Source organism: Ruminococcus sp. OA3 (genome assembly GCF_022440845.1).
Classification (GTDB): Bacteria; Bacillota; Clostridia; order Lachnospirales; family Lachnospiraceae; genus Ruminococcus_G.
In genome coordinates this window covers 3315518-3339912 of sequence record NZ_JAKNTO010000001.1, presented here as the reverse complement: position 1 = coordinate 3339912, position 24395 = coordinate 3315518, and the positions used below count along the sequence as shown (strand labels likewise).

At 49.1% G+C, this 24395-nt stretch carries 20 protein-coding genes and 1 other RNA gene; 18 read left to right on the top strand and 3 right to left on the bottom strand.

Going from position 1 to position 24395, the window contains the following annotated elements; all coding sequences use genetic code 11:
* The first annotated feature begins 19 nt into the window (after nt 1-19).
* The 5 genes from MCG98_RS15160 to MCG98_RS15140 all read left to right on the top strand — a co-directional run bounded on the left by MCG98_RS15160 (nt 20) and on the right by MCG98_RS15140 (nt 3249).
* Nucleotides 20-868: a tetratricopeptide repeat protein gene (locus MCG98_RS15160; protein WP_240302730.1), complete on the top strand. Its 849-nt coding sequence runs from the start codon at nt 20-22 to the stop codon at nt 866-868.
* Nucleotides 865-1788: a DUF4037 domain-containing protein gene (locus MCG98_RS15155; protein ID WP_240302729.1), complete on the top strand. Its 924-nt coding sequence runs from the start codon at nt 865-867 to the stop codon at nt 1786-1788. Before MCG98_RS15160 ends, MCG98_RS15155 begins: the two co-directional genes overlap by 4 nt.
* 66 nt (nt 1789-1854) lie before the next feature.
* Nucleotides 1855-2206: RNase P RNA component class A (gene rnpB, locus MCG98_RS15150), an RNA gene on the top strand.
* A 19-nt stretch (nt 2207-2225) separates the two neighbouring features.
* Nucleotides 2226-2819, top strand: coding sequence for a Maf family protein (locus MCG98_RS15145; protein WP_240302728.1), 594 nt, complete (start codon nt 2226-2228; stop codon nt 2817-2819).
* On the top strand, nt 2800-3249 hold the full coding sequence (locus MCG98_RS15140; RefSeq protein ID WP_240302727.1) for an acyl-CoA thioesterase: 450 nt from the start codon (nt 2800-2802) through the stop codon (nt 3247-3249). Before MCG98_RS15145 ends, MCG98_RS15140 begins: the two co-directional genes overlap by 20 nt.
* Nucleotides 3250-3277: 28 nt before the next feature.
* Here MCG98_RS15140 and MCG98_RS15135 read toward each other — a convergent pair whose 3' ends face one another.
* Both MCG98_RS15135 and pyrB read right to left on the bottom strand, forming a co-directional pair.
* The gene (locus MCG98_RS15135) at nt 3278-3718 is read right to left on the bottom strand and encodes an aspartate carbamoyltransferase regulatory subunit (protein ID WP_240302726.1); all 441 of its coding nucleotides are present in this window, start codon (nt 3716-3718) and stop codon (nt 3278-3280) included.
* Nucleotides 3712-4632, bottom strand: a complete 921-nt coding sequence (gene pyrB, locus MCG98_RS15130; RefSeq protein WP_240302725.1) for an aspartate carbamoyltransferase — start codon at nt 4630-4632, stop codon at nt 3712-3714. The genes MCG98_RS15135 and pyrB overlap by 7 nt, the downstream gene beginning before the upstream one ends.
* A gap of 144 nt (nt 4633-4776) precedes the next feature.
* Between pyrB and MCG98_RS15125 the strand changes: the two genes are divergently transcribed.
* From MCG98_RS15125 to MCG98_RS15100, 6 genes are all read left to right on the top strand, one after another.
* Nucleotides 4777-6087 (top strand): folylpolyglutamate synthase/dihydrofolate synthase family protein, encoded by a 1311-nt coding sequence (locus MCG98_RS15125; protein ID WP_240302724.1) that lies wholly within the window; start codon nt 4777-4779, stop codon nt 6085-6087.
* On the top strand, nt 6084-7217 hold the full coding sequence (pheA, locus tag MCG98_RS15120; protein ID WP_240302723.1) for a prephenate dehydratase: 1134 nt from the start codon (nt 6084-6086) through the stop codon (nt 7215-7217). Before MCG98_RS15125 ends, pheA begins: the two co-directional genes overlap by 4 nt.
* 20 nt (nt 7218-7237) lie before the next feature.
* Nucleotides 7238-8533 carry an ATP-binding protein gene (locus MCG98_RS15115; protein ID WP_240302722.1) on the top strand — a complete coding sequence of 432 codons (1296 nt, stop codon included), beginning with the start codon at nt 7238-7240 and terminating at the stop codon, nt 8531-8533.
* Between the two features lie 36 nt (nt 8534-8569).
* On the top strand, nt 8570-10111 hold the full coding sequence (locus tag MCG98_RS15110; RefSeq protein ID WP_240286020.1) for an exopolyphosphatase: 1542 nt from the start codon (nt 8570-8572) through the stop codon (nt 10109-10111).
* A gap of 8 nt (nt 10112-10119) precedes the next feature.
* Nucleotides 10120-12261: an RNA degradosome polyphosphate kinase gene (locus MCG98_RS15105; RefSeq protein ID WP_345891674.1), complete on the top strand. Its 2142-nt coding sequence runs from the start codon at nt 10120-10122 to the stop codon at nt 12259-12261.
* Between the two features lie 179 nt (nt 12262-12440).
* Complete coding sequence (locus tag MCG98_RS15100) at nt 12441-12608, top strand: hypothetical protein (protein WP_240286024.1); 168 nt, start codon at nt 12441-12443, stop codon at nt 12606-12608.
* 12 nt (nt 12609-12620) lie between these two features.
* Here the strand turns inward: MCG98_RS15100 and MCG98_RS15095 are convergent, their stop codons facing one another.
* Nucleotides 12621-13460 (bottom strand): PHP domain-containing protein, encoded by an 840-nt coding sequence (locus tag MCG98_RS15095; RefSeq protein WP_240286026.1) that lies wholly within the window; start codon nt 13458-13460, stop codon nt 12621-12623.
* Nucleotides 13461-13743: 283 nt separating this feature from the next.
* Here MCG98_RS15095 and MCG98_RS15090 point away from each other — a divergent pair, with 283 nt between their 5' ends.
* The 7 genes from MCG98_RS15090 (at nt 13744) to MCG98_RS15060 (ending at nt 24356) form a co-directional block, all read left to right on the top strand.
* Nucleotides 13744-14595 carry an HAD family hydrolase gene (locus tag MCG98_RS15090; protein WP_240302721.1) on the top strand — a complete coding sequence of 284 codons (852 nt, stop codon included), beginning with the start codon at nt 13744-13746 and terminating at the stop codon, nt 14593-14595.
* Between the two features lie 18 nt (nt 14596-14613).
* The gene (locus MCG98_RS15085; RefSeq protein WP_240302720.1) at nt 14614-16056 is read left to right on the top strand and encodes a hypothetical protein; all 1443 of its coding nucleotides are present in this window, start codon (nt 14614-14616) and stop codon (nt 16054-16056) included.
* 117 nt (nt 16057-16173) lie between these two features.
* Nucleotides 16174-18060 (top strand): serine/threonine-protein kinase, encoded by a 1887-nt coding sequence (locus MCG98_RS15080; RefSeq protein ID WP_240302719.1) that lies wholly within the window; start codon nt 16174-16176, stop codon nt 18058-18060.
* Nucleotides 18061-18073: 13 nt separating this feature from the next.
* A complete protein-coding gene (locus MCG98_RS15075; protein WP_240302718.1) occupies nt 18074-19684 on the top strand; it encodes a serine/threonine-protein kinase in 1611 nt (536 codons plus the stop codon).
* Between the two features lie 102 nt (nt 19685-19786).
* On the top strand, nt 19787-21100 hold the full coding sequence (locus MCG98_RS15070) for a hypothetical protein (protein WP_240302717.1): 1314 nt from the start codon (nt 19787-19789) through the stop codon (nt 21098-21100).
* Between the two features lie 66 nt (nt 21101-21166).
* Nucleotides 21167-22903 carry a protein kinase gene (locus MCG98_RS15065; protein ID WP_240302716.1) on the top strand — a complete coding sequence of 579 codons (1737 nt, stop codon included), beginning with the start codon at nt 21167-21169 and terminating at the stop codon, nt 22901-22903.
* A 19-nt stretch (nt 22904-22922) separates the two neighbouring features.
* The gene (locus MCG98_RS15060; protein ID WP_240302715.1) at nt 22923-24356 is read left to right on the top strand and encodes a protein kinase; all 1434 of its coding nucleotides are present in this window, start codon (nt 22923-22925) and stop codon (nt 24354-24356) included.
* Nucleotides 24357-24395: the final 39 nt, after the last annotated feature.

Sequence of the window (24395 nt, the reverse complement as noted above, 5' to 3'; positions counted from 1 at the left end):
AAGGGGTGTGGGAGTATAGATGTCGGAAAAACAGGCAATAGGGATTTCAGAATGGAATACGAAGGAATTTTATCATCAGCTGGGAACGCAATATCGAACCCATGATATGCAGCGGATCGAGCAGTTTCTTGCGGGGTGTGCCCGGCAATTGGAAGAAAAACAGAAGAATCCGATTCTGTGCTGCATGGTTTATAATGAGATGGGATCCTTTTACAGGGGGACCAGTCGTTATCAGGATTCGCTGCTGGCCTTCCGGAAGTCTCAGAAACTGATCCTGGAACTAAAAGGAAAGGACACAGTGGAATACGCTGCTTCTATTAATAATATGGCAGGAACTTATAGACTGATGGGAGAGCATAAACAGGCTGTTTCCCTTTTTCAGGAAGCATTAAATATCCATGAGAGGATGGGAGACTGCCAGTCCTACGCCTATGCCAGTGTACATAACAATCTGGCTCTGGCCTGCCAGGAACTGGGACAGCTCTCCCGGGCCGCCAGCCATCTGGAGACGGCGCTGCCGCTGATCGAAAATATGCCAGGGCACGGCCATGAGGTGGCGGTGACGGAAACGAATCTGGGAATCTTGTACCACCGTATGGGGGAGACAACAAAAGGACATCAGTGTATCGCCAGAGCTCTGAAAATCTTTGAAGAATTGGACGATGAGAAAAATGTACATTATGCAGCCGCGCTGAATATGCTGGGGACTTTCTGCTATGAATCCGGTGAGTATGGGCAGGCAGCGGCCGCCTATAAAAAAGCTGCGGAATATACGGAGCGTTTCTTCGGAAGAAATGCAGAATACGAAATAGCCTGCCGAAATCTTTCACGCGCCAGTGAGAAGCTGGAGGAGGGACCGGTTATATGAATGGTTTAGAGTTATCCAGAGCCTATTATGAAGCATATGGAAGAGAAAGGCTGAGACAGAGATTTCCACAACTTTTTGACAGGATGACCATCGGGCTGGCCGGTGAAGGCTCTGAGTGTTTTGGCTTTGATGACTTGTATTCCGAAGATCATGACTTTGGTCCTTCCTTTTGTGTTTGGCTGAATGGCGCTGATTATTTGAAATACGGGCAGGAGGTACAGGATGTCTACGACTGTCTTCCAGAAATATTCCAGGGATATCCGGCCAGAAAAGTGACAGGTCACGGTCAGGGAAGAGTAGGTGTTTTGTGTACGCAGACATGGTACAGTAAATATACCGGATATTTTGGGGGACCAGTGAAACTGGAAGAGTGGCTGCGTGTGCCGGAATCCAGTCTCGCAACGGCCGTGAATGGTGCGGTATTTAAAGATCCCGGTGATCATTTTACTGAGATACGAAATCGCCTGCTGTATGAATGCCCGGAGGACATCCGCATCAAAAGAATCACTGTGAGAGCTGCCGCGATGGCGCAGGCGGGCCAATACAATTATATGCGTTGCTGGAAACGGAAAGACGCAATGGCGGCACTTCTGGCGCTTTCTGAATTCATCAGGGCCGGTCTTTCGATGGTTTATCTTTTAAACCGGACCTATGCACCTTACTACAAATGGATGCATCGGGGGATCAAAAATCTGCCGGTTCTAAACAGATCATATGATCTGTTTGGGCAGCTGACGGAGGCGCAGGGCGGAGAAAAAACAGAGTGTATCATTGAGAGAATCTGCCTGATCGTGGCGGCAGAGCTGCGAAGGCAGGGGTTGTCAGAAGAGAAGGATTCTTTTTTGGATGCACATTGTGAACCGATGCTGGACCGGATAAGAGAACAGAGAATCAGAAATATGCCGGTTACTGTCTGGTAGTTCCATTTTGATTGTAAGAGAGAATAGACAAAATAAAAAAAACGTGCTAGAATATATCGTTGTTGGTAAGTAGAATAAATGATCGCGGCTGACATATACCGAAAGGTGTCAGGTGAGGAAAGTCCGGGCTTCGAAGGGCAGGATGCCGGATAACGTCCGGTGGAGGTGACTCCAAGGCCAGTGCAACAGAAATATACCGCCTGCCAGGTGCAGGTAAGGGTGGAAGGGCAGTGTAAGAGACTACCGCCTGTCTGGTAACAGACAGGGCACATGTAAACCCCATCCGAAGCAAGACCGAACAAAAAGCAATGTGGCTGCCCGTCACGCTTTTAGGTGGGTCGCTTGAGGCTGCCGGCAACAGCAGCATTAGACAGATGATCATTCACGACATAACCCGGCTTATCGTTCTGCTTACCACACGAAAGGAAAAGAAAGTTATGAGACAGATCATACTTGCTTCAAAATCGCCAAGACGAAAAGAGTTGCTTTCGCAGATCGGCATGACATTTACGGTCATTCCCGCCTGCGGGGAGGAACGGATCCAGACGACTGATCCGGTGGAGGCTGTAAAAGAACTCTCATTGCAGAAAGCCCGGGAAATAGGTGTGCAGCAAGACAGTGATGTACTGATCATCGGCGCGGATACCATTGTTGTCCACGAAGGACAGATCCTCGGTAAGCCGTCGAGTCCACAGGACGCCGCTGTGATGCTCTCAATGTTGCAGGGCAGGACCCACAGTGTTTTTACCGGAGTTACGCTGCTGTGCGGACCTGGCGACAGCCGTACTGCGGTTACATTTGCAGAGGAGACAAGAGTCACTTTTTACCCAATGTCAAATGATGAGATCCAATGGTATATCCGTACCGGGGAGCCTCTCGATAAAGCAGGCGCTTATGGAATTCAGGGGCTTGCAGCGGTATTCGTCCGGAGCATCGAAGGGGACTACCAGAATGTGGTCGGTCTTCCGGTGGCAAGGCTTTATCAGGAAATGAAACGAAGAGGATGGGCAGATGCAGATCGTACCGTATGAACATAAAGCACAGTATTATGAGACGGATAAGATGGGAATCATCCATCACTCCAACTATATCCGCTGGTTTGAAGAAGCCAGAATCGATTTTATGGAACAGGCAGGTATCCACTATCAGGATCTGGAGGCGGACGGCCTTATGGTTCCGGTGCTGGAAGTCGAAAGCCAGTATAAAAATATGACCAGGTTTGGTGAAACTGTATGTATTGCGGTCCGCCCAGTCTCCTACAATGGCATACGCATGCGTATCGGCTATGTGATAACTGAAAAAGAAAGCGGTCAGGTACGATGTACGGGGGAGACGGCACATTGTTTCCTGGATCAGAAAGGCAGCCCTGTTTTTCTGAAAAAAGGCAGTCCGCTGTGGCATGAGCGGTTTTTAAATATGATAAATGAAAACAGAAAAGAACAGCTGCACGGTGATGAGTAAAATCATCAGTGCAGCTGTTCCTCTTTTCCTACTTCTTACGGCGGTCGCCTTCGTATTTCTCTTCGCAGTATTTACAGCGGTAGATTTCCCGCTCGGGGTCTGTCAGTATGAAAATATGTTTCAGTTCCTGCTCAATCGAAGTGATGCAGCGCGGATTTCTGCATTTGATAACGTCTTTGATCTGCTTTGGAAGTGACAGCTCACGTTTTTCGCTGATACGGCCGTCTTTGATAATGTTGACGGTAATGTTATGGTCGATAAAACCCAGGATGTCAAGATCCAGCATATCTACCGGGCATTCCACTTTGATAATGTCCTTCTTGCCCATTTTACTGCTACGGGCATTTTTGATGATCGCGACACAGCAGTCCAGCTTGTCCAGCTGCAGATCATGGTAAATGGTCATACTTTTTCCTGCTTTGATGTGGTCAAGCACAAAGCCCTCGTTGATAGCGCCGACATTTAACATGTTTTCACCTCCAGTAATGTGAGAATCAGTGCCATTCTGACATATACTCCGTACTGCACCTGACGGAAGTATGCGGCTCTTGGATCGTTGTCAACTTCTGTGGATATTTCGTTAACCCGAGGAAGCGGATGGAGGACCAGCATATCTTCGGGAGCCAGGGCCATTTTTGCTTTGTCCAGGATATAGAAATCTTTCATGCGCACGTAATCTTCTTCGTTAAAGAAACGCTCTCTCTGGACACGTGTCATGTACAGAAGATCGAGCTCCGGAAGTGCATCTTCCAGGCGGATCACTTCTTTATATTCTTTCTGGTTGCGTTCCAGCACGTCTTCACGGATATAGTCGGGAACACGAAGCTCTTCCGGTGATATGAGAACAAATTTTACTCCGGTATAGCGTACGAGGGCTTCGATCAGAGAATGGACGGTACGTCCGAATTTTAAATCGCCGCAAAGGCCGATGGTCAGATTATCAAGGCGTCCTTTTAAGGAACGGATGGTCAATAGATCGGTGAGTGTCTGGGTCGGATGCTGATGACCACCGTCACCGGCATTGATGACCGGAATGGAAGATACCATGGATGCGACAAGTGGTGCGCCTTCTTTGGGGTGGCGCATGGCACAGATATCTGCATAGCACGATACCATGCGAATCGTATCTGAAACACTCTCCCCTTTCGTTGCGGAACTGGAGCTGGCACTGGAAAATCCAAGTACTTTACCGCCAAGATTCATCATGGCGGCCTCAAAGCTCAGACGTGTGCGGGTACTGGGTTCATAAAAAAGTGTAGCTATACGTTTGCCGTCACAGATGTGTTCATATTTTTCAGGCTTTTTTTCTATGTCGTTTGCAAGATCGAGCAGACGATCCAATTCTTCCACGGAAAAATCCAGCGGACTCATTAAATGTCTCATATATGCCTCCTTCTATGGATAGTGTTTTCCTACAATCCTCTGCATCCCATCATATAATAAAACACAGTCGATTTCAAGCGCAAACTTCCTTGTAATCCGCCTGCTCTTGTAATATAATAACTTTTAACTGATAAGGAGTGGATTATGAACTATAAAGAGGCAAGGGCTTATATAGACGATGCATGGAAATATGCCGGAAATATGGGTCTTTCTAACACAGAAAATTTACTGGAGAGACTGGGGCATCCGGAGGATGACCTGGAATTCATCCATATCGCGGGGACAAACGGCAAGGGCTCTGTGGCGGCGTATATTGCAACGGTACTGCAGTGCGCCGGATACCGGGTGGGGAGATATATTTCTCCTACTATCTATTCTTACAGAGAACGGATTCAGATCAATGAAGCGTACATCAGCAAAGAGGATTTTACCCTTTATATGGAACAGCTGATACCCGTTATGCAGCAGATGACAGCGGAGGGACTTAAGCATCCCACGCCGTTTGAGATTGAAACCGTGCTTTCATTTTTGTATTTCAGAGACCGGAAATGTGATATTGTGGTACTTGAGTGCGGAATGGGGGGAGCCACAGATGCAACAAATGTAATCCGGACGACAAAGATGGCAGTACTTACTTCCATAAGCCTGGACCATATCGGAGTACTGGGAAATGACCTGCTGGAGATCGCAGCAAATAAGGCAGGGATCATAAAACCGGGAGCGATTGTGGTAATGGGGAAGCAGGAGCCGGAGGTGGAGGATGCCGTCTGGGCAATCTGCACGGAGAAGGGAAATCCGTTTATTGCGGCCAAGCCGCAGGAGGCTGTTGTACGGGATGTGACGGTGGAACATCAGACTTTTCGGTATCATGGGAGTGAGATCACCATCTCGCTTGCGGGAAGTCCTCAGATCGAGAATGCTGTGCTGGCGCTTGAGTGTATTATGGCACTTCGCCAGCTGGGATTTAACGTGACCGGAGAGGAGATCGAAGAAGGATTTCTGAAGACGCGCTGGGAAGGCAGGTTTACTGTACTGTCCAGAAATCCATATTTTATTGTGGACGGGGCACATAATCCGGATGCTGCGATGAAACTTCGCCAGTCGATTCAGACTTACTTTCCCCAAAAACGCCTGATTTTTATCATGGGTATGTTTCGGGATAAAGATTACCGGCAGATAGCTGAACTGATGGCAGGGATGGCAGACTGTATTTTTACAGTAACGCCGCCGGATCCCGAACGGGCGCTGCCGGCAGATGAGTTTGCAAAAGTCATCAGGGAGTTTAACCCAAAAGTGACAGCATGTACTTCGCTCAAGGAGGCGGTGGGCAGAAGCTTTGTTGCGGCGAATTCTGAGGATGCGATCCTCTCTTTCGGCTCGCTTTCTTTTGTCGGAGAAGTGACGAGGCTTGTGAAGGAGAGGACAGGAGAAATCAAAAAGGGAGAAACAAAATGATAGATTTACAGGAGATACGGAATCAGATCGATGAGATCGATGATGAAATACTGAAACTGTTTGAAAGGCGCATGCATTTGACTGGTGAGGTGGCTCAGTTTAAGATCGAAACCGGAAAACAGGTTTTTGACAAGGAGCGGGAGATTCAGAAACTGAAGGTGCTGAAGGAAAGAGCATCCAACGATTTTAATGCCAAGGGTGTACAGGAACTGTTTCAGCAGATCATGTCCATCAGCAGGAAACGTCAGTATCAGCTGCTGACAGAAAACGGTGTGGCGGTAAAAAGCGATTTCTGCGAAGTGGAAAAACTTCCGACGGAACAGGTGAGAGTCGTTTTCCAGGGTGTTGAGGGTGCCTACAGCTTTGCCGCGACACACACATATTTCGGAGAATCTGTGGACAGTTTTCATGTAGAGACATGGCGGGACGCGATGGACGCGATCGCAGACGGAAAAGCAGATTATGCGGTGCTGCCGATCGAGAACTCAACCGCTGGGATCGTGGCGGATAATTATGATCTTCTGGTGGAGTATCAGCACAATATTGTCGCACAGCAGATCATCCGGGCGGAACACGTGCTGATGGGGGTACCGGGCAGTGGCATCGAAGATATCAGGACGGTGTATTCTCATCCGCAGGCGCTGCGCCAGTGCAGGAAATACCTGGATGAACATCCGGACTGGAAAGAAGTAGAACTTCTGAATACGGCTGTTGCGGCGAAAAAGGTCAGGGAAGATGCCAACATCAGCCAGGCGGCTATCGCAAGCCGGCAGGCGGCAGAATATTTTGGGCTTGAAATTTTAAACGACAAAGTTTTTTACAGTGAAACGAATTCCACTCGCTTTATCATAGTATCCCGGAAAAAAATCTACACTTCTGATGCTGATAAGATCAGTATCTGTTTTGAACTGCCACATGAAAGCGGTACACTTTATAATATTCTGGCTCATTTCATTTATAACGATCTCAATATGACCAAGATTGAATCAAGGCCTCTTCCTGAGAAGAACTGGGAATATCGTTTTTTCGTGGATTTTGAGGGAAACCTGAATGACAGTGCCGTGAAAAATGCGCTGCGCGGGATTGAGCAGGAAGCCAGCGCACTGCGTGTGTTTGGAAATTATCGATAACAGAGAAAGAAGGAGATAACGTGACCAGAATAGAGGAGTGTATTTTATACCGTGACTTTGAACAGGGAGAGATTCTTGAGCGTGTTACGAAGATCATACAGGCGATACAGAATCAGGATGAGACGGAGATGTTTCGATATGTGTATTATCAATGTCTGAACGGGCTTGTGGAGATGGCGGGAGCGTACGGTTTTTCAGGGAATCTCTGGCATGACTATCTGACATACCTGCTTGTAAATAAGGAAAATGCGTTCAGCACAGCGTGTGAGATCGTGGGACATGTGGAGGGCAGTGTCAATCAGATGGCGAAACATGATTTCGTGCGCTTTAAAGAATTATATGATTTTGATCTGACGGTGTTTGATGAGGTATTTCAGTCTAATGACAGTGCAATTATCTGCAACTATCAAAATACCGGGGCGGATGAGAACAGGAAACTGTTCAACAAACGGGTCCGCGACCGTATCTGCACTCTGAGCCAGCGTCTGGAGGGCTGTGAGAGTGTGGAAGAATTCATGGATGACATGGTCAGCTTTTATAAAGACTTTGGGGTCGGAAAACTGGGTCTTCACAAGGCTTTTCGAATCGACCACACGAAAGAGGATGTGGAAATTCTGCCGATCACGAACATCGCACATGTACAGTTGACTGATCTCGTCGGATATGAGATTGCGAAAAAGAAACTGATTGACAATACGGAGGCTTTTGTCAGCGGAAAGAAAGCCAACAACTGCCTGCTTTTCGGGGATGCGGGGACTGGAAAATCGTCGAGCATCAAAGGTATCCTGAACCAGTACTATGATCGGGGACTGAGAATCATCGAGGTATATAAGCATCAGTTCCAGGATCTGAATGCGGTGATTGCACAGATCAAAAACAGAAATTATAAGTTTATCATTTACATGGATGATCTATCTTTTGAGGATTTTGAAATTGAGTATAAATATCTGAAGGCGGTGATTGAGGGCGGTCTGGAAAAGAAACCGGACAATATCCTGATCTATGCGACGTCAAACAGGCGGCACCTTGTCCGGGAAAAATTCAGTGACAAGGAAGAGCGGCGGGACGATCTGCATTCTTCTGATACGGTACAGGAAAAGCTGTCGCTGGTATCGAGATTCGGCGTATCCATCTTTTTCTGTGCACCGGATAAGAAGGAATTCCAGAATATCGTGAAGACTCTGGCAGATCGGTATCACGTGAATATGCCGGAGGAAAAGCTGTTGCTGGAAGCCAACAAATGGGAACTCAGCCACGGGGGACTGTCGGGGAGAACTGCCCAGCAGTTTATTGATTATCTGCTGGGACAGCAATAGCAGTCGTCAAAAAAAGCACCAAACGGAGGAAAGTATATGCAGGTCACCATGTTTGCAACAATTGAAGTGGGATCTTACAGTGTGAACCTTAATGTATTTGAGCTCTCCCGCAAAGGGGGCATCAAATCCATCGATCATGTAACGCACCGCATTGAGCTCGGAAAAGAGACGTACGCAGAGGGCAGGGTGTCAGCCGGGCTGGTCGATGAATTGTGCGCGATCATTAAGGATATGACACAAATCATGGCTGGTTATCGGATCGGGGATTATAGGGCCGTTGCGACGAGTGCCATCCGGGAGGCCAAGAATTCCATGATCGTGCTGGAAACTATTTTTCAAAGAACAGGAATCCGGATCAACATCCTGAGTAACTCGGAGCAGCGTTTTCTGGGCTATAAGGGAATTGCGTCCAGAGGAGATGCTTTCCAGAAAATCATTGAGAAGGGAACCGCGATCGTGGACGTCAGCGGCGGAAGCATTCAGATCTCGCTGTTCGATAAAGATAATCTGATCACGACACAAAACGTAAAGCTTGGAAGCCTGCGCGTGAGAGAACGTCTTGCTGTTGTGGAGAATGAGACGACGCACTATGAGATGCTGGTTGAGGAGCTGATACGAAATGAAATCGCCAGTTTCATGAAGCTGCATCTGAAGGACAGAAAGATCAGTAATGTCATACTGATCGGAAATAACTTTACAGACTCCATCCTGTATAACCGTGAAAGGCTGGATTCCAAGGTGCTGACACAGGAAGAATATATGGAGTGGTACCGGACGATCATCGGACGTTCTCCCATTGAACTTGCCGTCAGACTGGGGATTCCGCTGGAATATGCATCATTGATGATTCCGACGGCCATCATCAACAAACGGCTGATCCAGGAGATGGGTGCCCAGAGTATCTGGATTCCGGGAATCCGTCTGGCGGACGGTGTTGCGTATGATTATGCGGAGAAGTCAAAAATCATTAAACCGGATCATAATTTTGACAATGACATCGTTATGGCAGCCAGAAATATCGGCAGAAGGTATGCGGTCAGCAAGAATCACACGCAGCTGATGTCAAGACTGGCCCGAACAGTATGCAATGCAATGAAACGCATACACGGGCTGACGGAGCGGGAACAGCTGCTTCTGGAAGTGGCAGTCCAGATTCATGACTGCGGAAAATATATCAGTCTGAGCAATGTGGCGGAATGTTCGTTCAATATTATTATGTCCACCGAGATCATCGGGCTGTCCCACCGTGAGCGGCAGATGATCGCACTGGCAGTCAGGTACAATACGCTGCCGTTTGATGATTATGCAGCGATGAACAGGATCGCAGATCTGGGAGAAACAGACTATATCCGGGTCGCGAAGCTGACCGCTATCTTACGTCTGGTCAATGCGCTGGACAGGAGCCACATGCAGAAGATCGATACCATGAAGGCATCCATTAAAGAAAATGAACTGATTCTTACGATAGACACGAAAAAGGATTTTACACTGGAACGGGGACTGGTGCAGGATAAACTGGACTTTTTTGAAGAGGTTTACAGCATACGGCCAGTGATTAAGGTCAGGAAGACAATATAGGAGGGGTGATGATGGACTATTCGCAATGGAATAAACCGGAGTATTACAGAAACCGCGAACTTAGCTGGATCGGGTTCAATGAACGTGTTCTGAGTGAGGCAAAAGACAGAAATATTCCGCTTTTTGAACGTCTGAAGTTCCTGAGCATTACAGCTTCTAATCTGGATGAATTCTTTATGATCCGTGTGGCTTCCCTGAAAGATATGGTGCATGCGGAATATACGAAGCCGGATATCGCCGGTCTTTCACCGAAAGAACAGCTGAAGGAACTAAGCCCCAGGACGCACGAGCTTGTTCAGGCGCAGTATAATACGTACAACCGGTCACTCATCCCGGCGCTTGGCAACATTGGAGTCAATGTGGTCAGCTCTCATGAACAGCTGAGTAAGGTACAGGCTGCGTATGTGGATACGTATTTCGAGGAAAATGTCTATCCCGTACTGACACCGATGGCGATGGATTCTTCGCGTCCGTTTCCGCTGGTGAGAAATAAGACATTAAACATCGGGGCATTGATCAGAAAAAAAGATACGAAGAAAAATAAAGAGGCGCTGGAATTTGCAACAGTTCAGGTGCCGTCGGTACTGCCGAGGATCATCGCACTTCCTGATGGCAAGAATGGAGAACGCTGTATCATCCTGCTGGAGGAAGTCATCGAGCGGAATATCGGAAAACTGTTTCTCAGCTATGATGTCGTCTGTTCTTATCCATACCGGATCATGCGGAATGCAGATCTGACGATCGATGAGGACGAGGCTGCGGATCTCTTAAAGGAGATACAGAAACAGCTGAAAAAAAGGCAGTGGGGAGAAGTGATCCGTCTTGAGGTACAGGACGGGATTGACAAGAGACTTCTTGCGATTCTGGAAAAAGAGTTTGACATCAGGGAGGAAGATGTATTTCATATCAACGGACCGCTTGACCTTACATTCCTGATGAAGATGTACGGGATGAAGGGATACGATGATTTCAAAACACCACCGTATGTGCCAGCCGCAGTTCCGGCACTTCAAAATGAGAAAGATATTTTTACGAATATCAGAAAGGGTGATATTCTGCTGCATCACCCGTATATGAGCTTCGAACCGGTCGTCGATTTTGTCAGACAGGCGGCGAGAGACCCGGAGGTCCTGGCGATCAAGCAGACGCTGTACCGTGTCAGCGGTAACTCACCGATCATCGCAGCGCTTGCACAGGCGGCAGAGAACGGAAAACAGGTTACTGTACTGGTTGAGCTGAAAGCCCGGTTTGACGAGGAGAACAATATAGTGTGGGCGAAGATGCTGGAAAAGGCAGGATGCCACGTCATCTATGGACTGCTGGGACTCAAAACACACAGCAAGATCACGCTGGTGGTAAGGCGGGAGGAGAGTGGAATCCGCAGATATGTTCATCTGGGGACCGGAAATTATAATGACTCTACCGCGAAACTTTATACAGACTGCGGGCTTTTGACATGTAATGCGAGGATAGGCGAGGATGCAACAGCGGTGTTCAATATGCTGTCCGGTTATTCAGAACCGGGCAGCTGGAATAAGCTGGTGGTGGCACCGCTCTGGATGCGGAACCGTTTCCTTCACTTGATCGAGATGGAAGCGGAACATGCCAGAAAAGGGCAGACAGCACATATTATTGCCAAGGTGAATTCTCTGTGTGACCGAGATATCATTGCTGCACTGTATGCCGCTTCTGCCGCAGGTGTAAAAATTGATCTGATTGTGCGGGGAATTTGCAGTCTGAAGGTTGGAATACCTGGGGTCAGTGAAAATATATCCGTACATTCGATCGTCGGGAATTTCCTGGAACACGCCAGAATCTTTTATTTTTACAGCAATGGTCAGGAAGAGATCTATATGGGCAGTGCTGACTGGATGCCGCGAAACCTGGATAAGCGCGTAGAAATCAGTTTTCCGGTTGAAGATCCGAAGCTGAAGGAGGAAGTAAAGCATATTCTGGACCTTCAGCTGAAAGATAATGTGAAGGCACACGTTCTGCAGCCGGACGGAAGCTATGAGAAAATTGACAAGCGCGGCAAGGTACTGATCGATTCACAGAGAAGTTTCTGCCAGGAGGCGACAGCAAATGCAAAGAAGCCACGGACGCATGGTGATCAGAGAGTATTCATTCCCGCGGAACCCGCGGAAGAATAAAACGTAAGATTATTATAAAAAGAACATAATATAAGGATATTGACAAACCATCGGAGTTGAGTTACATTATGTGTAGCAAATCTGATGGCCGAAAAAAGAGCCTGGAATGCAGGCTCTTTTTTGATTGAAGGGGAATGTTACAATGAAGTCTATCACACAGAAAGGGACAGGTAAATACTATGAATCTGATTGCAGAAGTTGAAAAACAGGTATTGAAAAATCTGGCAGGTACGAAAGCTGCGGCCGGTTATGTTGCGCCGTCAGACAATTGTATCTACCAGAATGGCACGATAAATGCCGGAATGGGAGAAATCCGTAAGGAAACTGCGGATAACCGCGGCCGGTAGTGCCGCAGGCATTTAAGTTTTTTGCAGATTTGCCCATATTTCATAGGGAATCGAAAGATTTCCACGGCCAACTCCGATTTCGATTCCGGGCTTGCCCGCGCCGTGATAGTCAGAACCGCCGGTGATCTTCAGACTGTATTTTCTCGCCAGGCGTTTCATGTTACTCTCATCCATCCAGCGGTTGGCAGAGTAGATGGCTTCCATGGCGTCCAGCCCGGATTTTTTCAGCTCTTTTACGAGTAAGTAAAGGTCTGCATCATTCATATGATAAAGCAGCGGATGCGCCAGTACAGCGAAGCCGCCGCCTTCGTGAACCAGCTGTATGGCCTGAAACGGCGTCACCTTTTCACGCGGAATAAAGCACGGGCAGTCGTCCCCGATATAACGGGCAAAAGCGTCTGGTATATCTCTGACATAGCCATGTTCTGACAGAAATCTTGCAAAATGTGCCCGGGTCCATACCGAATCCGGATATTCTTCCGCCATCTGCTCATGACTGATGGATACGCCGTGATTATTCAATGCCTGTATCATTTTTTCATTTCTCAGATCACGGGAATCGAGGAACTGCTGAAGTGATTCCACGAAGTGATCATTCGCTGTATCAATACCAAGTCCCAGGATGTGCACATCCTTCCCCTTATAATTCGTTGAAAATTCAATTCCCGGTATCAGCTCGATGCCGTATTCCTCAGCTTTTTTTTTCGCCCGTTCAATCCCGGCGATCGTGTCGTGGTCTGTCAGTGCGATTGCGCACAACTGATGTTCATGCGCATGGACGATAAGCTCCTCCGGGCTCAAGGTTCCGTCCGAACAGTCAGAATGCACGTGCAGGTCAATAAGTCTTTCCATGGGTATCGCTCCTTTTCTATGTCGGATAACGCTAACGTTATTGTATAGCAGGTGAGGGCGGAAGGTCAAGGGAAGGAGGGGAGTGGTTTACAGACAGGATTTCGTATTACAATGCGTTTGATGCGTATCATGCAAAGCATAATCCCGGCGCAATGGAAAAACTGTTATCGGGATATGTTAAGCACGGTTGGACAGTTACCTGGAGATGCTGGAATTTTGAAAAAAAATTTGATATGATAGGAACTGGAACATACTTGAATTGCACATACAAAAAGAGGTCGATATGGGGATAAAAATAGAATGTGTGGCGCTTGATCTGGACCGCACGACATTGAATGTACAGGGAAAACTGAGTCCGGGAAACCTGAGGGCGATCGAACAGGCTATTAAGGCAGGCATACATATTGTGATCGCAAGCGGCAGGGCTTACTCCACGCTTCCAACAGAAGTGACAGGGATTGCAGGAATCGAGTACGCGGTGACTTCAAATGGGGCAGCGATCTATCGGATTTCAGATCATACCTGTCTGAAACAGTATAAGATTCGGAGCGCGTCCGTGGATACCATACTGAAAATGTCCGCGGATGAGCCGGTGACGTATGAGGCGTTTGTCGATGGCGCGGCGTATGCTGACCGGGATCTCATAGAGAATCCGGTAAAATACGGGACCTCTTTGCAGGCTGTCGAGTATGTGAAGAATACAAGGCGTCTCGAACCGGATATCGTACAGTTTATCAAGGCACATATGGATGAACTGGACAGCATGGATATCGTCGTTCGGGATGCGCAGATGAAACAGCGCATCTGGGAACGGATCGCCGGGGCAGATTCGGAAGTTTATATCACATCCTCCGTGCAGCAGCTGATCGAGATATCACACAGGGATGCAGGCAAACATACCGGACTGCGCTTTGTGACAGAAAGACTCGGGATATCACCGGATCATGTGGCGGCCTTTGGGGATGGGGACAATGATGTGGATATGCTGAAGTTTGCAGGGTACGGGGTCGCCGTGGCGAATGCCTCCGACAACTGCCGCGCGGCGGCGCATTATCTGACGAAACACCACAATGAGGACGGCGTGGCATACGGACTGAGAGAGGTTCTCAGATGTATTCCCGCAGAGGAATTGTGACAGACGAGGAGAAATGAGATGGGAGATAAGAAAAAAGCATGTTTATTTGAAAATATGATACAGAATCTCAGCATGAACTTCGTGGAGCTTCCTGAACTGCTGGAGACTGCAGCTGAAGAAAAACAACCGGTTCAGATGCCTCTGCGTCTCCAGATACTGGGGAAGGGCTTTGCCGCCGGCTGGGATGCGGCGCGGGTAAATACAGAACTTCTGGAGCATGACTGTGAAGCTTTGTATGCCAGAAGTTTTTATGAGGCGAGTCTGATCTATGCGTTTGACCATCATATGGCTTACGGCGAATGGAAACGGTTTTTTGAGGAGTGCAAAAATTATTGTGATCTGGCGGCTTCTGCAGAGCAGAATATCTTCAGGGGCGGGAAAATCACACTGCAGCAGCTGAAACAGTACGTTTCGCAGGAGTCCTCGGGTAACCTGCAGACCGAGATGCTGACAAGGTGGATGGAGCAGGAGATTCGGACCAAAGAAAAACCGGAAGAGTTCCAGAGCTTTATGAGGGATAATCAGGAGAAATTTTCGGCAGTTCGTGAAAAGGCAAGGTATTACTTCTGTAAATATCTTTATTTTTATATCCGGGAGAAATGTGATAACTATTATCGCAGCTGTGAGAAGGCGGAGCAGGCGCGCAGGCAGTATGGGAATGCACTGGACAGGCAAGAGAGGGGAATTCTCGAGCGTTTTGCACTGGAAGAGCTGAATTTCCTGAAACCATTGACTAAGCTGAAAAAAGACGCGGAGAAAGCAAAGAATACGATGCCGGTTCAGGAAAAGAGAGAGTATCTGGAGAATACGGCGCTGACGCCGGGCGGTATCTTCGATGAATTCAACTATTTCTATTTCGGCTATGTTTCTGCTGACTGGATGGAGGTGCTGTTTGAACTGTACGGTTCTTTTGAGCAGTGGCCCCTGGAGATGAAGGTGAGAGTCGCGCATTCCATGGGACTGTGCAGTGCCAATCCGGACGAGCAGGAGAAGCGAAGGGCGCTGCAGCAGCTTCGGGATATGGAGCAGGAACAGCTTGCGAAGGAACAGGCGCAGGATGCCGCATATGAACGCAGTGATGCCGCCGCCAAAAAGCTGTATCAGAGAGGACGCGTGGGAGAGGATTATTTCCGGGAATTCATCACCGGATCCAGGGATATCAATCGGTCCACCCTGATCAGCTTCCTGCTGTTCGTCAAGACGAGGACCCGTCTGGACGAGGACAACCGGATCACGCTGAACCGCCTGAACCGCATTTTATTAAACTGCGGATTTACACAGCTGCGCCCGGACAGTTCTTTCGATCAGTTCGTGATGCGTTTCCTGAGGGCGAAGGATCCCATGGAAGTGCTGGAAGAAGAGGTGGAAAAGCAGGTCATAAAGGGCCAGGACTTCTATCTGTATAAAGTCTACCGGGATGCATACTGTCATCAGACAGAATTGCTGGAGTATCTGGTATAATATGATGCCAGGGTCAAAAGGTCAAATACCGTTCATGCTTGCATGATAAGGCATTTGAAGTCAAAAGACCTTTTGCCCCCAACATCATAATATGAGACAGAGAGGAGGGGGAGCTGTATGGGCGGGGATATGAAGCGCTGTATTTTCTGTATGGAACCGCTTGAGGAGGGACAGGAGACATGCCCGGTCTGCGGGAAGACCTCCTGGGAATACCAGTGGGAGAAAAACTGGTTGCGGCCGCAGACGCTGCTGAATGAACGCTACCTGATCGGAAGCGTACGCGGGGAGGGAGCGTTTGGGATTACTTATCTGGGATTTGATACGGTGTTGTCGCACAGAGTGGCGGTGAAAGAGCTTTTTCTGAAAGACGGTGTAACACGGGAAGAAAACACGCAGAATGTGATGAAGATAACGGAGGAGCAAAGAAATACGTTTCTGGAGGAAGCCGCCATGCTGGCCGGCAAATATGATATTCCCGGCATCTGTTCTGTCAGGGACTATTTCTGTGCAAATGGGACGGCATATATCGTACAGGAATATCTGCCGGGCGGGGCACTGAAAGAATACTTGAAAAATCAGCCGCATCACCGGCTGGAAGCAGATAAACTGAATCGGATATTCCAGCCGGTGCTTCAGGGACTTGCGCGGATTCACGGTGAGGGGATCATCCACTGCGATATCAGCCCGGACAACCTGATGTTTGACGGGAACGGAGGATTGAAGCTGATCGATTTTGGCGCTGCCAGACAGAAGCTGCAGCCGGGAGATGAACGAATCCTGAAGGAGGGATATGCACCGCCGGAGCAGTACCAGGACGGAAAACTGCTGGGACCATGGACGGATCTCTATGCACTGTGCGCGGTGATGTATCAGGCGCTTGGCGGCAGGAAACCGCCGGGCGCATCAAGACGGATGCTAAAGGACAGTCTGGAGCCGCTTGAAGATCTGGTCAAAGTACCACAGCATGTTGGACGGGCGGTGATGCAGGGGCTGTCCCTCGACATCCGGAAGCGTTATTTCAGCGCGGTCAATCTCATGGAGCAGCTGAACATGGATACCGGCGGTGCGGATATGCTGCTGGGGGCAGCCCGGGCGGTCTGGGGCGATGTCTGGCTTGCGGCGACGGCGGAACAGGCGGGAGACTTTCAGCGGTCAAAACGGCGGAGGGTGACGGGTCGTCTGCTGAAGCGCGCCGGGATGGGGGCGGCCGTTTTGTGCGGTACGGCGCTGCTTGTTTGTGGCAGCCTGTACGCCTATGTGCGGACGCATCCGGAGGAGGTCTTTCGGTGGCGTGTGAAAAGGGCACAGGAATATGAAAGGAAGCATCCGGACTGTGAGATCATTGATGTGAATTCTCCTGGGTATGAGGAGATTCTCTTATTTGTTGAAACTTACGGAATCAAGGATGATAACGATGGTTTAGATACCAGCTATGTAATACCGAAGAAAAAAGTTCAGAAAATGGGACTGGTCAGCAATGCATACCATAAGTTTTACCTTGACAGAGATACATTGAAGACTATTATTGCCTATTATTTGGATATGGATCTCGAGAAAAAATCAGGAAAGTCTATATCTGACTACAATAGCAGTATCATTGTTAAAAATGGAAAGTTAAAGCGGATTAACATTTCATGTGTGGAGACGACAAACTACCAGTTCGTTTCAAATGGTACCGACAGTACACTTAAAGTCAGCTATGATGTTGTGGATGAGAGAGTAATGCAGGTGAAACTTTCTGCCTCCGTAGAGGACTGCCGTACAATGTTAAAAGAGATACTTCCTTATATTGTGCCGGAAACGTATCTGACGGATGAGGAGGTTGATGATATTATAAATCAGGCACAGTCATCGCCGGAGAATGAGGGTGTGTGGCTGAGTGAACATGCAAAATACAGTTTTCTAAGTGTGAAAAAAAGAACCCTGGATGCTTTTTCCGGTGAGGATCAAAAAGTAAAGATGGAATTTTCCATAAGTGCAGGGGGCGTCAATATTTTCTGGTAGCGGAGGATGTGATATGAGAAGAAGTTTATCTAAAGATACACTGCTAAATGGCCGTTACCGGATCAGCAGCATACTTGGCAGGGGAGGGTTTGGAATCACCTGCCTTGCGCAGGACATACAATTAAACCAGCAGGTAGTGATCAAAGAGTACTTATCGGAACATTCTCCTGACAGTGCGAAACGCTTTTTGCGGGAGGCGAAGATTCTGGCATCGCTGTTCGAGATTCCGGGTATTGTCAAGGTACTGGACTATTTTCAGGAAGAGGAGAAGGCCTACTGTGTGATGGAATACGTACGCGGCATCAGTCTGCGCAGCTACCTGGAACGCCGGGAAGAGCCGATGACTTTTGGAGAGAGCTGGCAGTTGCTTCTGCCGGTGCTGCAGTCACTGGAAAAAGTTCATGAGAAGAAACTGCTGCACCGTGATTTTAATCCGGATAATCTGCTTGTGCAGGAGGATGGCAGTCTGAAGCTGATCGACTTCGGTTCAGCCAGGCAGTTTCTGGCAGGACAGGATGTGTCAAAGACGATGACGGTGCTCGTCAAGGATGGTTATGCACCGCCGGAACAGTACCTGAGAAGGGGAAGTCAGGGACCGTGGACGGACATTTATGCGATCTGTGCCACCGTGTATGAGATGGTGACCGGATGTATCCCTGAAAACGCGCTGGAGCGGCAGGTTCGGGACAGTCTGTATCCGCCGTCCGCATACGGGGCGGACATCCTGCCGGAGCAGGAAGCGGCGTTGATGAGGGGGCTGTCTCTGGAAGCCGGGCAGCGGTACCGTACGATCAGTGATCTGTGTACGGCAGTTGATCCGCCGGCCCAACAGGAAAAGAAGCGGGGCAAACGGCGCACAGCAGTTTTGATCACTGCTGTCATTTTGCTATGTCTGGCGGGGACTGCCGGTGTGTATCTGTTCAATTTGAGACAGGGAGATGATGTCGTCTATGCCGGAAATTATGCCAGAGGATCAGCGGAATATGAGGAATTCATGGCGTTTGTCAGAAATCGTGCGGTGTCAGAGAAGGCAGGAGAAAAAGGAGGAACGGTCTACCAGCTGGATGAAGCGGCAGTGCGGGAATGGGGGCTGCCGTCCAACTCTTTTCTGCTTGATACGACGGCGGATGAATACCTGGCTGAGATTGAACGTCTGGGATATCAGCCAAAGCTGCAGGAAAGTGAGACGAAGGATATGTTCAAGGTGACGGAACTGCCTTACGGTGTGATCCAGACATCTTTTGGATGCCGGGAGGAGTATTGGCTGCGGGACGATCTGCGGATGAAGATCATCTATGATCTGGTCAGCAGAAAGATACAGATTCTCTATGTGTATGCTGCACATGGCAGCGGACAGGATATCAGCGAATTTGCAGCGGATACGGCGCTGATTTTATCCGAGGATATTGAGGAGGGACACAAGGAGCTGGCGGGAGATTACCGGGAGACCGGGAAGGAATACATGGAGGCAACAGAAGGAGGAAAAGAGGGCATCGGCAGGGGATACACGTATGCAGACTGTGAGATCATGCTGCTGCGTGACCCCGAGGACGATCTGGCATTTGCATTTTTGCGAAAAGGACTTGAGGGGATGGCGACGATGCCGAACTATAATTGGCCGTAGTATAACTGTTCAGGCGGGGACAAAAAACAAATTTTCCAAACCACAGCCTATAATGAAGACAGTTCAAATAACGACAGTTTTCATGATTAGGAGGGAATGGATATGAGGAAACATTTGAAAGGCAGATTATTAGGGATACTGGCGGCGGTCATGACATTTTCGGCGCTGAATCCGTCAATCGCATCGGCGGATATGGGAAATTACAATTTTGTCTCCATTGAAGCGGGAGCCGTAGACAGCATCACGGTAAACGGGGTAACGGTGGAAGCGCTGTACAAACCATACGGCAGGGGCTATGACTCCGATCAGACGTACTGCTGTGCGGCGCTGGTGCACCGCTTTTACAGCCAGGTGTATGGCAGAAACGTATCCAATCTGAACAACACGGCATCTGTGCCGTGTATCGACCAGGGCAGCTTCTCTGAGACGGCAGCGCCGAAGGTCGGGGATGTGCTGCGGGACAATTACAGCGTCCACTGGGCCATTGTCAAGGAAGTAAACGGGAATACGGTAACGCTGATCCAACAGAATGCATGGAATGGGAGTTATACAAAGGCATGGGTTGGAGCGACGGTACAGATCGGGGATCCCCGTTATACCTTCTTTACCTGGGACGGCAGTCAGCAGACGGCAGGAGACAAAACCGCTGCCGGGAATTATGCGATCGAATATACGGACCAGGAGATCGGCCAGACGAACGCCGTGGTACACGCCAAGGTCAGCAATCCAAACCGTGTGCAGGTGACCCAGGTGGGCTGCAGGCTCTGGGACGCTGAAGGGACACTGCTGAAAGAACATGTGGAAAACTGCCAGAGGCAGGAGAGCCGGTTCAATATGTGGTATGATATTACTGCGGAGCTCGGTGTGACGCTTACTCCTGCGACGGCTTACAGCTATCAGTTCTTCGTGATGGAAAACGGAGCGGAGCACCCGGGTGAGGTGCAGACGTTTACGACGCAGCAGGGACCTGCGAAAGAGACGGATTCCAGGCGTACCAGCGAAGAACGGATCAGTGACGCGATCCTGCTCATGCAGACAGGGGTTAAGCATTATGCGAAAGACGAGCTGGAAGATATCGTCGGGGTTCCCGCGCAGACTTCGGATACGGCATATTATTTTAATATGGAAACGCTGTTTGAAAAAACCGGATGGATGACGTTTGAAATGGCAGAGGGAAGCGATGTTACCGGTGTGAGATGGGAATATACGTATGGAAACGGCAGTGAGGAGAATCTGCAGCACAGTGAGACATTCTACAATGATATCGTCAAGGTCGCAAAGAAGGTGTTTGGCAAAAGCGGAAAAGGAATCTGCACAAACCCGGATAATATGACGATGACGTGGAAGGGACAGGGAAAAGTGGAGAGAAATCTGGTAAATGGTGTACCGGTGGTCAGTGTCTATGTGTTCGAATGACACGAAAAGGTCAAAAGCCGGTTTCAGTGAGGGTATGAGATGGAACACAAAAGATGTATCTTTTGTATGGAACAATTAAACATAGAGGATGGGATATGCCCGGCATGCGGGAAGAGCCGCTGGGAATACCGCTGGGAGCAGAAGTATTTGAAGCCTTACACGGTATTGCAGGAAAAGTATCTCATCGGCGCGGTCTCGGAGGTTAACGCCTCCGGGACCCTTTATGCTGCCTGCGACCTGGTGCTGGATCAGAGGTTATCAGTGATGGAATCAGAAACGGAGGATCCGGAAGATTTTCTCGGGAAAGCGGGACAATTATTCGGCAGCTTTGACATTTTGGGACTGGCGGCAGTCAAAGATTATTTTGTACGGGAGACGAAAGGTTATCTGGTGATGGAAGACCTGACACAGGGCAGTCTGAGAACGGCGATGGAAAAAAAGCAGCTGCCTGAGATGACTCCGGATGAACTGGTAAAGCTGTTTCAGCCGGCACTGGAGGCATGCACATATTTGCACAGTCACGGAATGATCCATGGGGAGATCACTGCCGGTCATTTGTTTTTTGATCAGGAGGGAGATCTGAAGCTGATCGGATTTCAGGCGAAGATGAAAGCTGCGGATGAGACGATGGCTCCGGAACAGTGCCAGGATACGAAACGATCCGGACCCTGGACCGATGTGTACCGGATGTGTGCGGTTCTGTACGAGATTTTGACCGGAAGGAAGGTTCCGGCAGCTGCCAAGCGGCTTAGGAAGGATTCTCTGAGGTGCATGCCGGACTATATTGCAGTTGCACCGGACCTTGATCAGGCGGTGATGCAGGGGCTGGAACTCGAGATGAAAAAACGGTTTTTCAGCCCGGCATTATTGATGGAACGGCTGGGACTTGATGCCGGGAAGAGTAAAAGAATGAGCGGGGCTGTTCAGAAAAACTGGGGGGATCTGTGGCTTAAGATCGCCACGGAGGGCGAGCAGTTCTCATCCGCCAAAAAGAGGATTCATCTTGAGCGGCGGATCAAAAAACGGATAGCTGCAGGTGTCGGTGCCGTGATACTGTGTATCGGTCTGGGAGTTTTGGGCCTGCGGATCTATTGTAAATTAAATCCCGGACGAGTGCTCGATTATAAGCTGGAACAGGTAAGGAAAGCGGCATTACCTTCCACGGAGAGACAACTGACAGACATGAACTCGGAAGATTATACGAAACAGTTGGAATTTGTAAAAGAGAATGCCAATGAGATCAAAGAATATGACTGGTCGGTCTGGTATATGCTGGATCGGCAGGCGGCGGTCAAATGGAAGCGCACCAGCGATGAGTATGCAAAATTTTATCTGGATAAAGATACGCTGACGGAAGCATTTGGCTGCAGGATGCAGCTCAGTGAAGAGCGTATGAGCAGTGAAGTCAGTGGTTATCAGGGGAATGTTGTGGTGGATAAAACAGGACTGCAGACGATGACCGTGATGTGCCGGGAAACAGAAACACATCGTTACCCGGGGTGGGAACATTTGGAGATCATCTATGATGTGGTGGATGAACATGTATTTTCTGTTACTTACCGGGCGAAGAAGGCGCATGCCATAAAGTTTTTGACGAGCGTGCTTTCTGATATCTGCCCGGAGACATATCTGACAGAAGAGGAGGCATCAGGGCTGATTGGCAGGTTGACGAAAGAAGAAAATTCGGTATCACTTTGGCTGAATGCAAAATGCCGTCTCAACATCTTTTACTTTGGGGAGGAAGATTCTGCTGACAGTGCCGACTATTATGTTACGCTGGGAACGAGTACGTGGATGCTGTGAGAAGGAGAAGACGGTAGGCATGGAAAAAATGGTAAAAGAGCGCTATACGATGCTGCAGATACTGACGAATACAGATGAGGAAACAGTCTGTCTGGCGGAAGACTGCCTGTTAAACCAGAACGTAACTCTGACGGTATACCGCGGCGGAAATGCTTCATCTAAAACCAAACTGCGGGAACATGCCGTAATTCAGGCAGCGTGTTCGGATATCCCGCAGATCATTAAGATCCTGGACATCTTTGAGGAGGAGCAGGATCTTTATATCGTATCGGAATACGTACAGGGGAGTTCTTTGCGCCAATACCTGAGGCAGTATCCGGAGCTGCTCAGTTTTGAGCAGGCGTGGAAGCTGCTGCGGCCGGTCACCGAGGCAGCCGGGGTGGTTCGGAAAAAAGGACAGGTGTTTCACACGCTGGATATGGATTCCGTATTGGTGCGTGAAGACGGAAGCATAAAGCTGAATACGTCTTTGATTCCGGAGTGCCCGGGAGAAGGCAGAGGACAGTCAGATGAAATCCACACGCTGTGTGCCATGCTTTATGAGATGACGGCAGGGAATGGGTTATCGCTGCATCAGCAGGAGGCGCTGAACCGGGGAATGGAGGCGGAGCGTCATCGGCAATACAGCGGTATATCGGAGCTGGTCCGCGCACTGGATCAGGAGAAAGGTATCGCGGGAAAAAACAGGAAACGGCTCTTTGCCGGTATCGCGGCGGGGTTCCTCCTGATCCTGACGCTGGCGGCTGTCTTTGTGGGCAATGCCGTCCTCAGCAGCCAAAGCAGAGAATCGGAGGTACTGGAGCTGGCGGGAAATTATGACAGGGGTTCGCCGCGTTATCGGGAATTCGTATCCTTTGTGAAGGAGCATGCGGTCTCGGAGGAAGAGTCTGAGGACGGTATTGTCTATACGCTAAATGAAGAAAGCGTCCGAAAGTGGAACCGGCCCTGCAATCAGTTCCGGTTTGAAATGTCGGCGGACACTGTTTTGAAAGAGCTGGAAAACTGTGGATATGAGCTGACAAAGATCGACGAAACGGAAGAAAACACGGTGGAGCTTCAGACGTATGGGGCAATCCTGACGAGATTTCGGAGAACAGAGACATACCGTGTTATGGAGGGGGTGGCGTTGGCGGTTGTGACCGATTCAGTCAACAAAGATCTGCTGATGCTGAGACTGTACCGGGGAGATGACAGTCAGGAGCCTCTTCACGGGGCAGGGGCGGATCTTCTGTGTATACTTTTGGAGGACTGGTACCTGGGGCCGGAGGAGACCGCCGAAATGATGGCAGAAGATGAGAAAACGGCTTTGAAGCTTAATGGACAATCCATGCCCGGTCAGTATGCATATGGTGTGCAGGAATGCCGCATGGATTTCTACTGGGGTGAAGCCGACAGGGTAATCAGGTATCTTTTTCATCCGAATCACGACTTTGAATACTATTACTGGCCGTGACAGCAAAAACAAATTTTCTTTCCCTGACGCTATACTGAA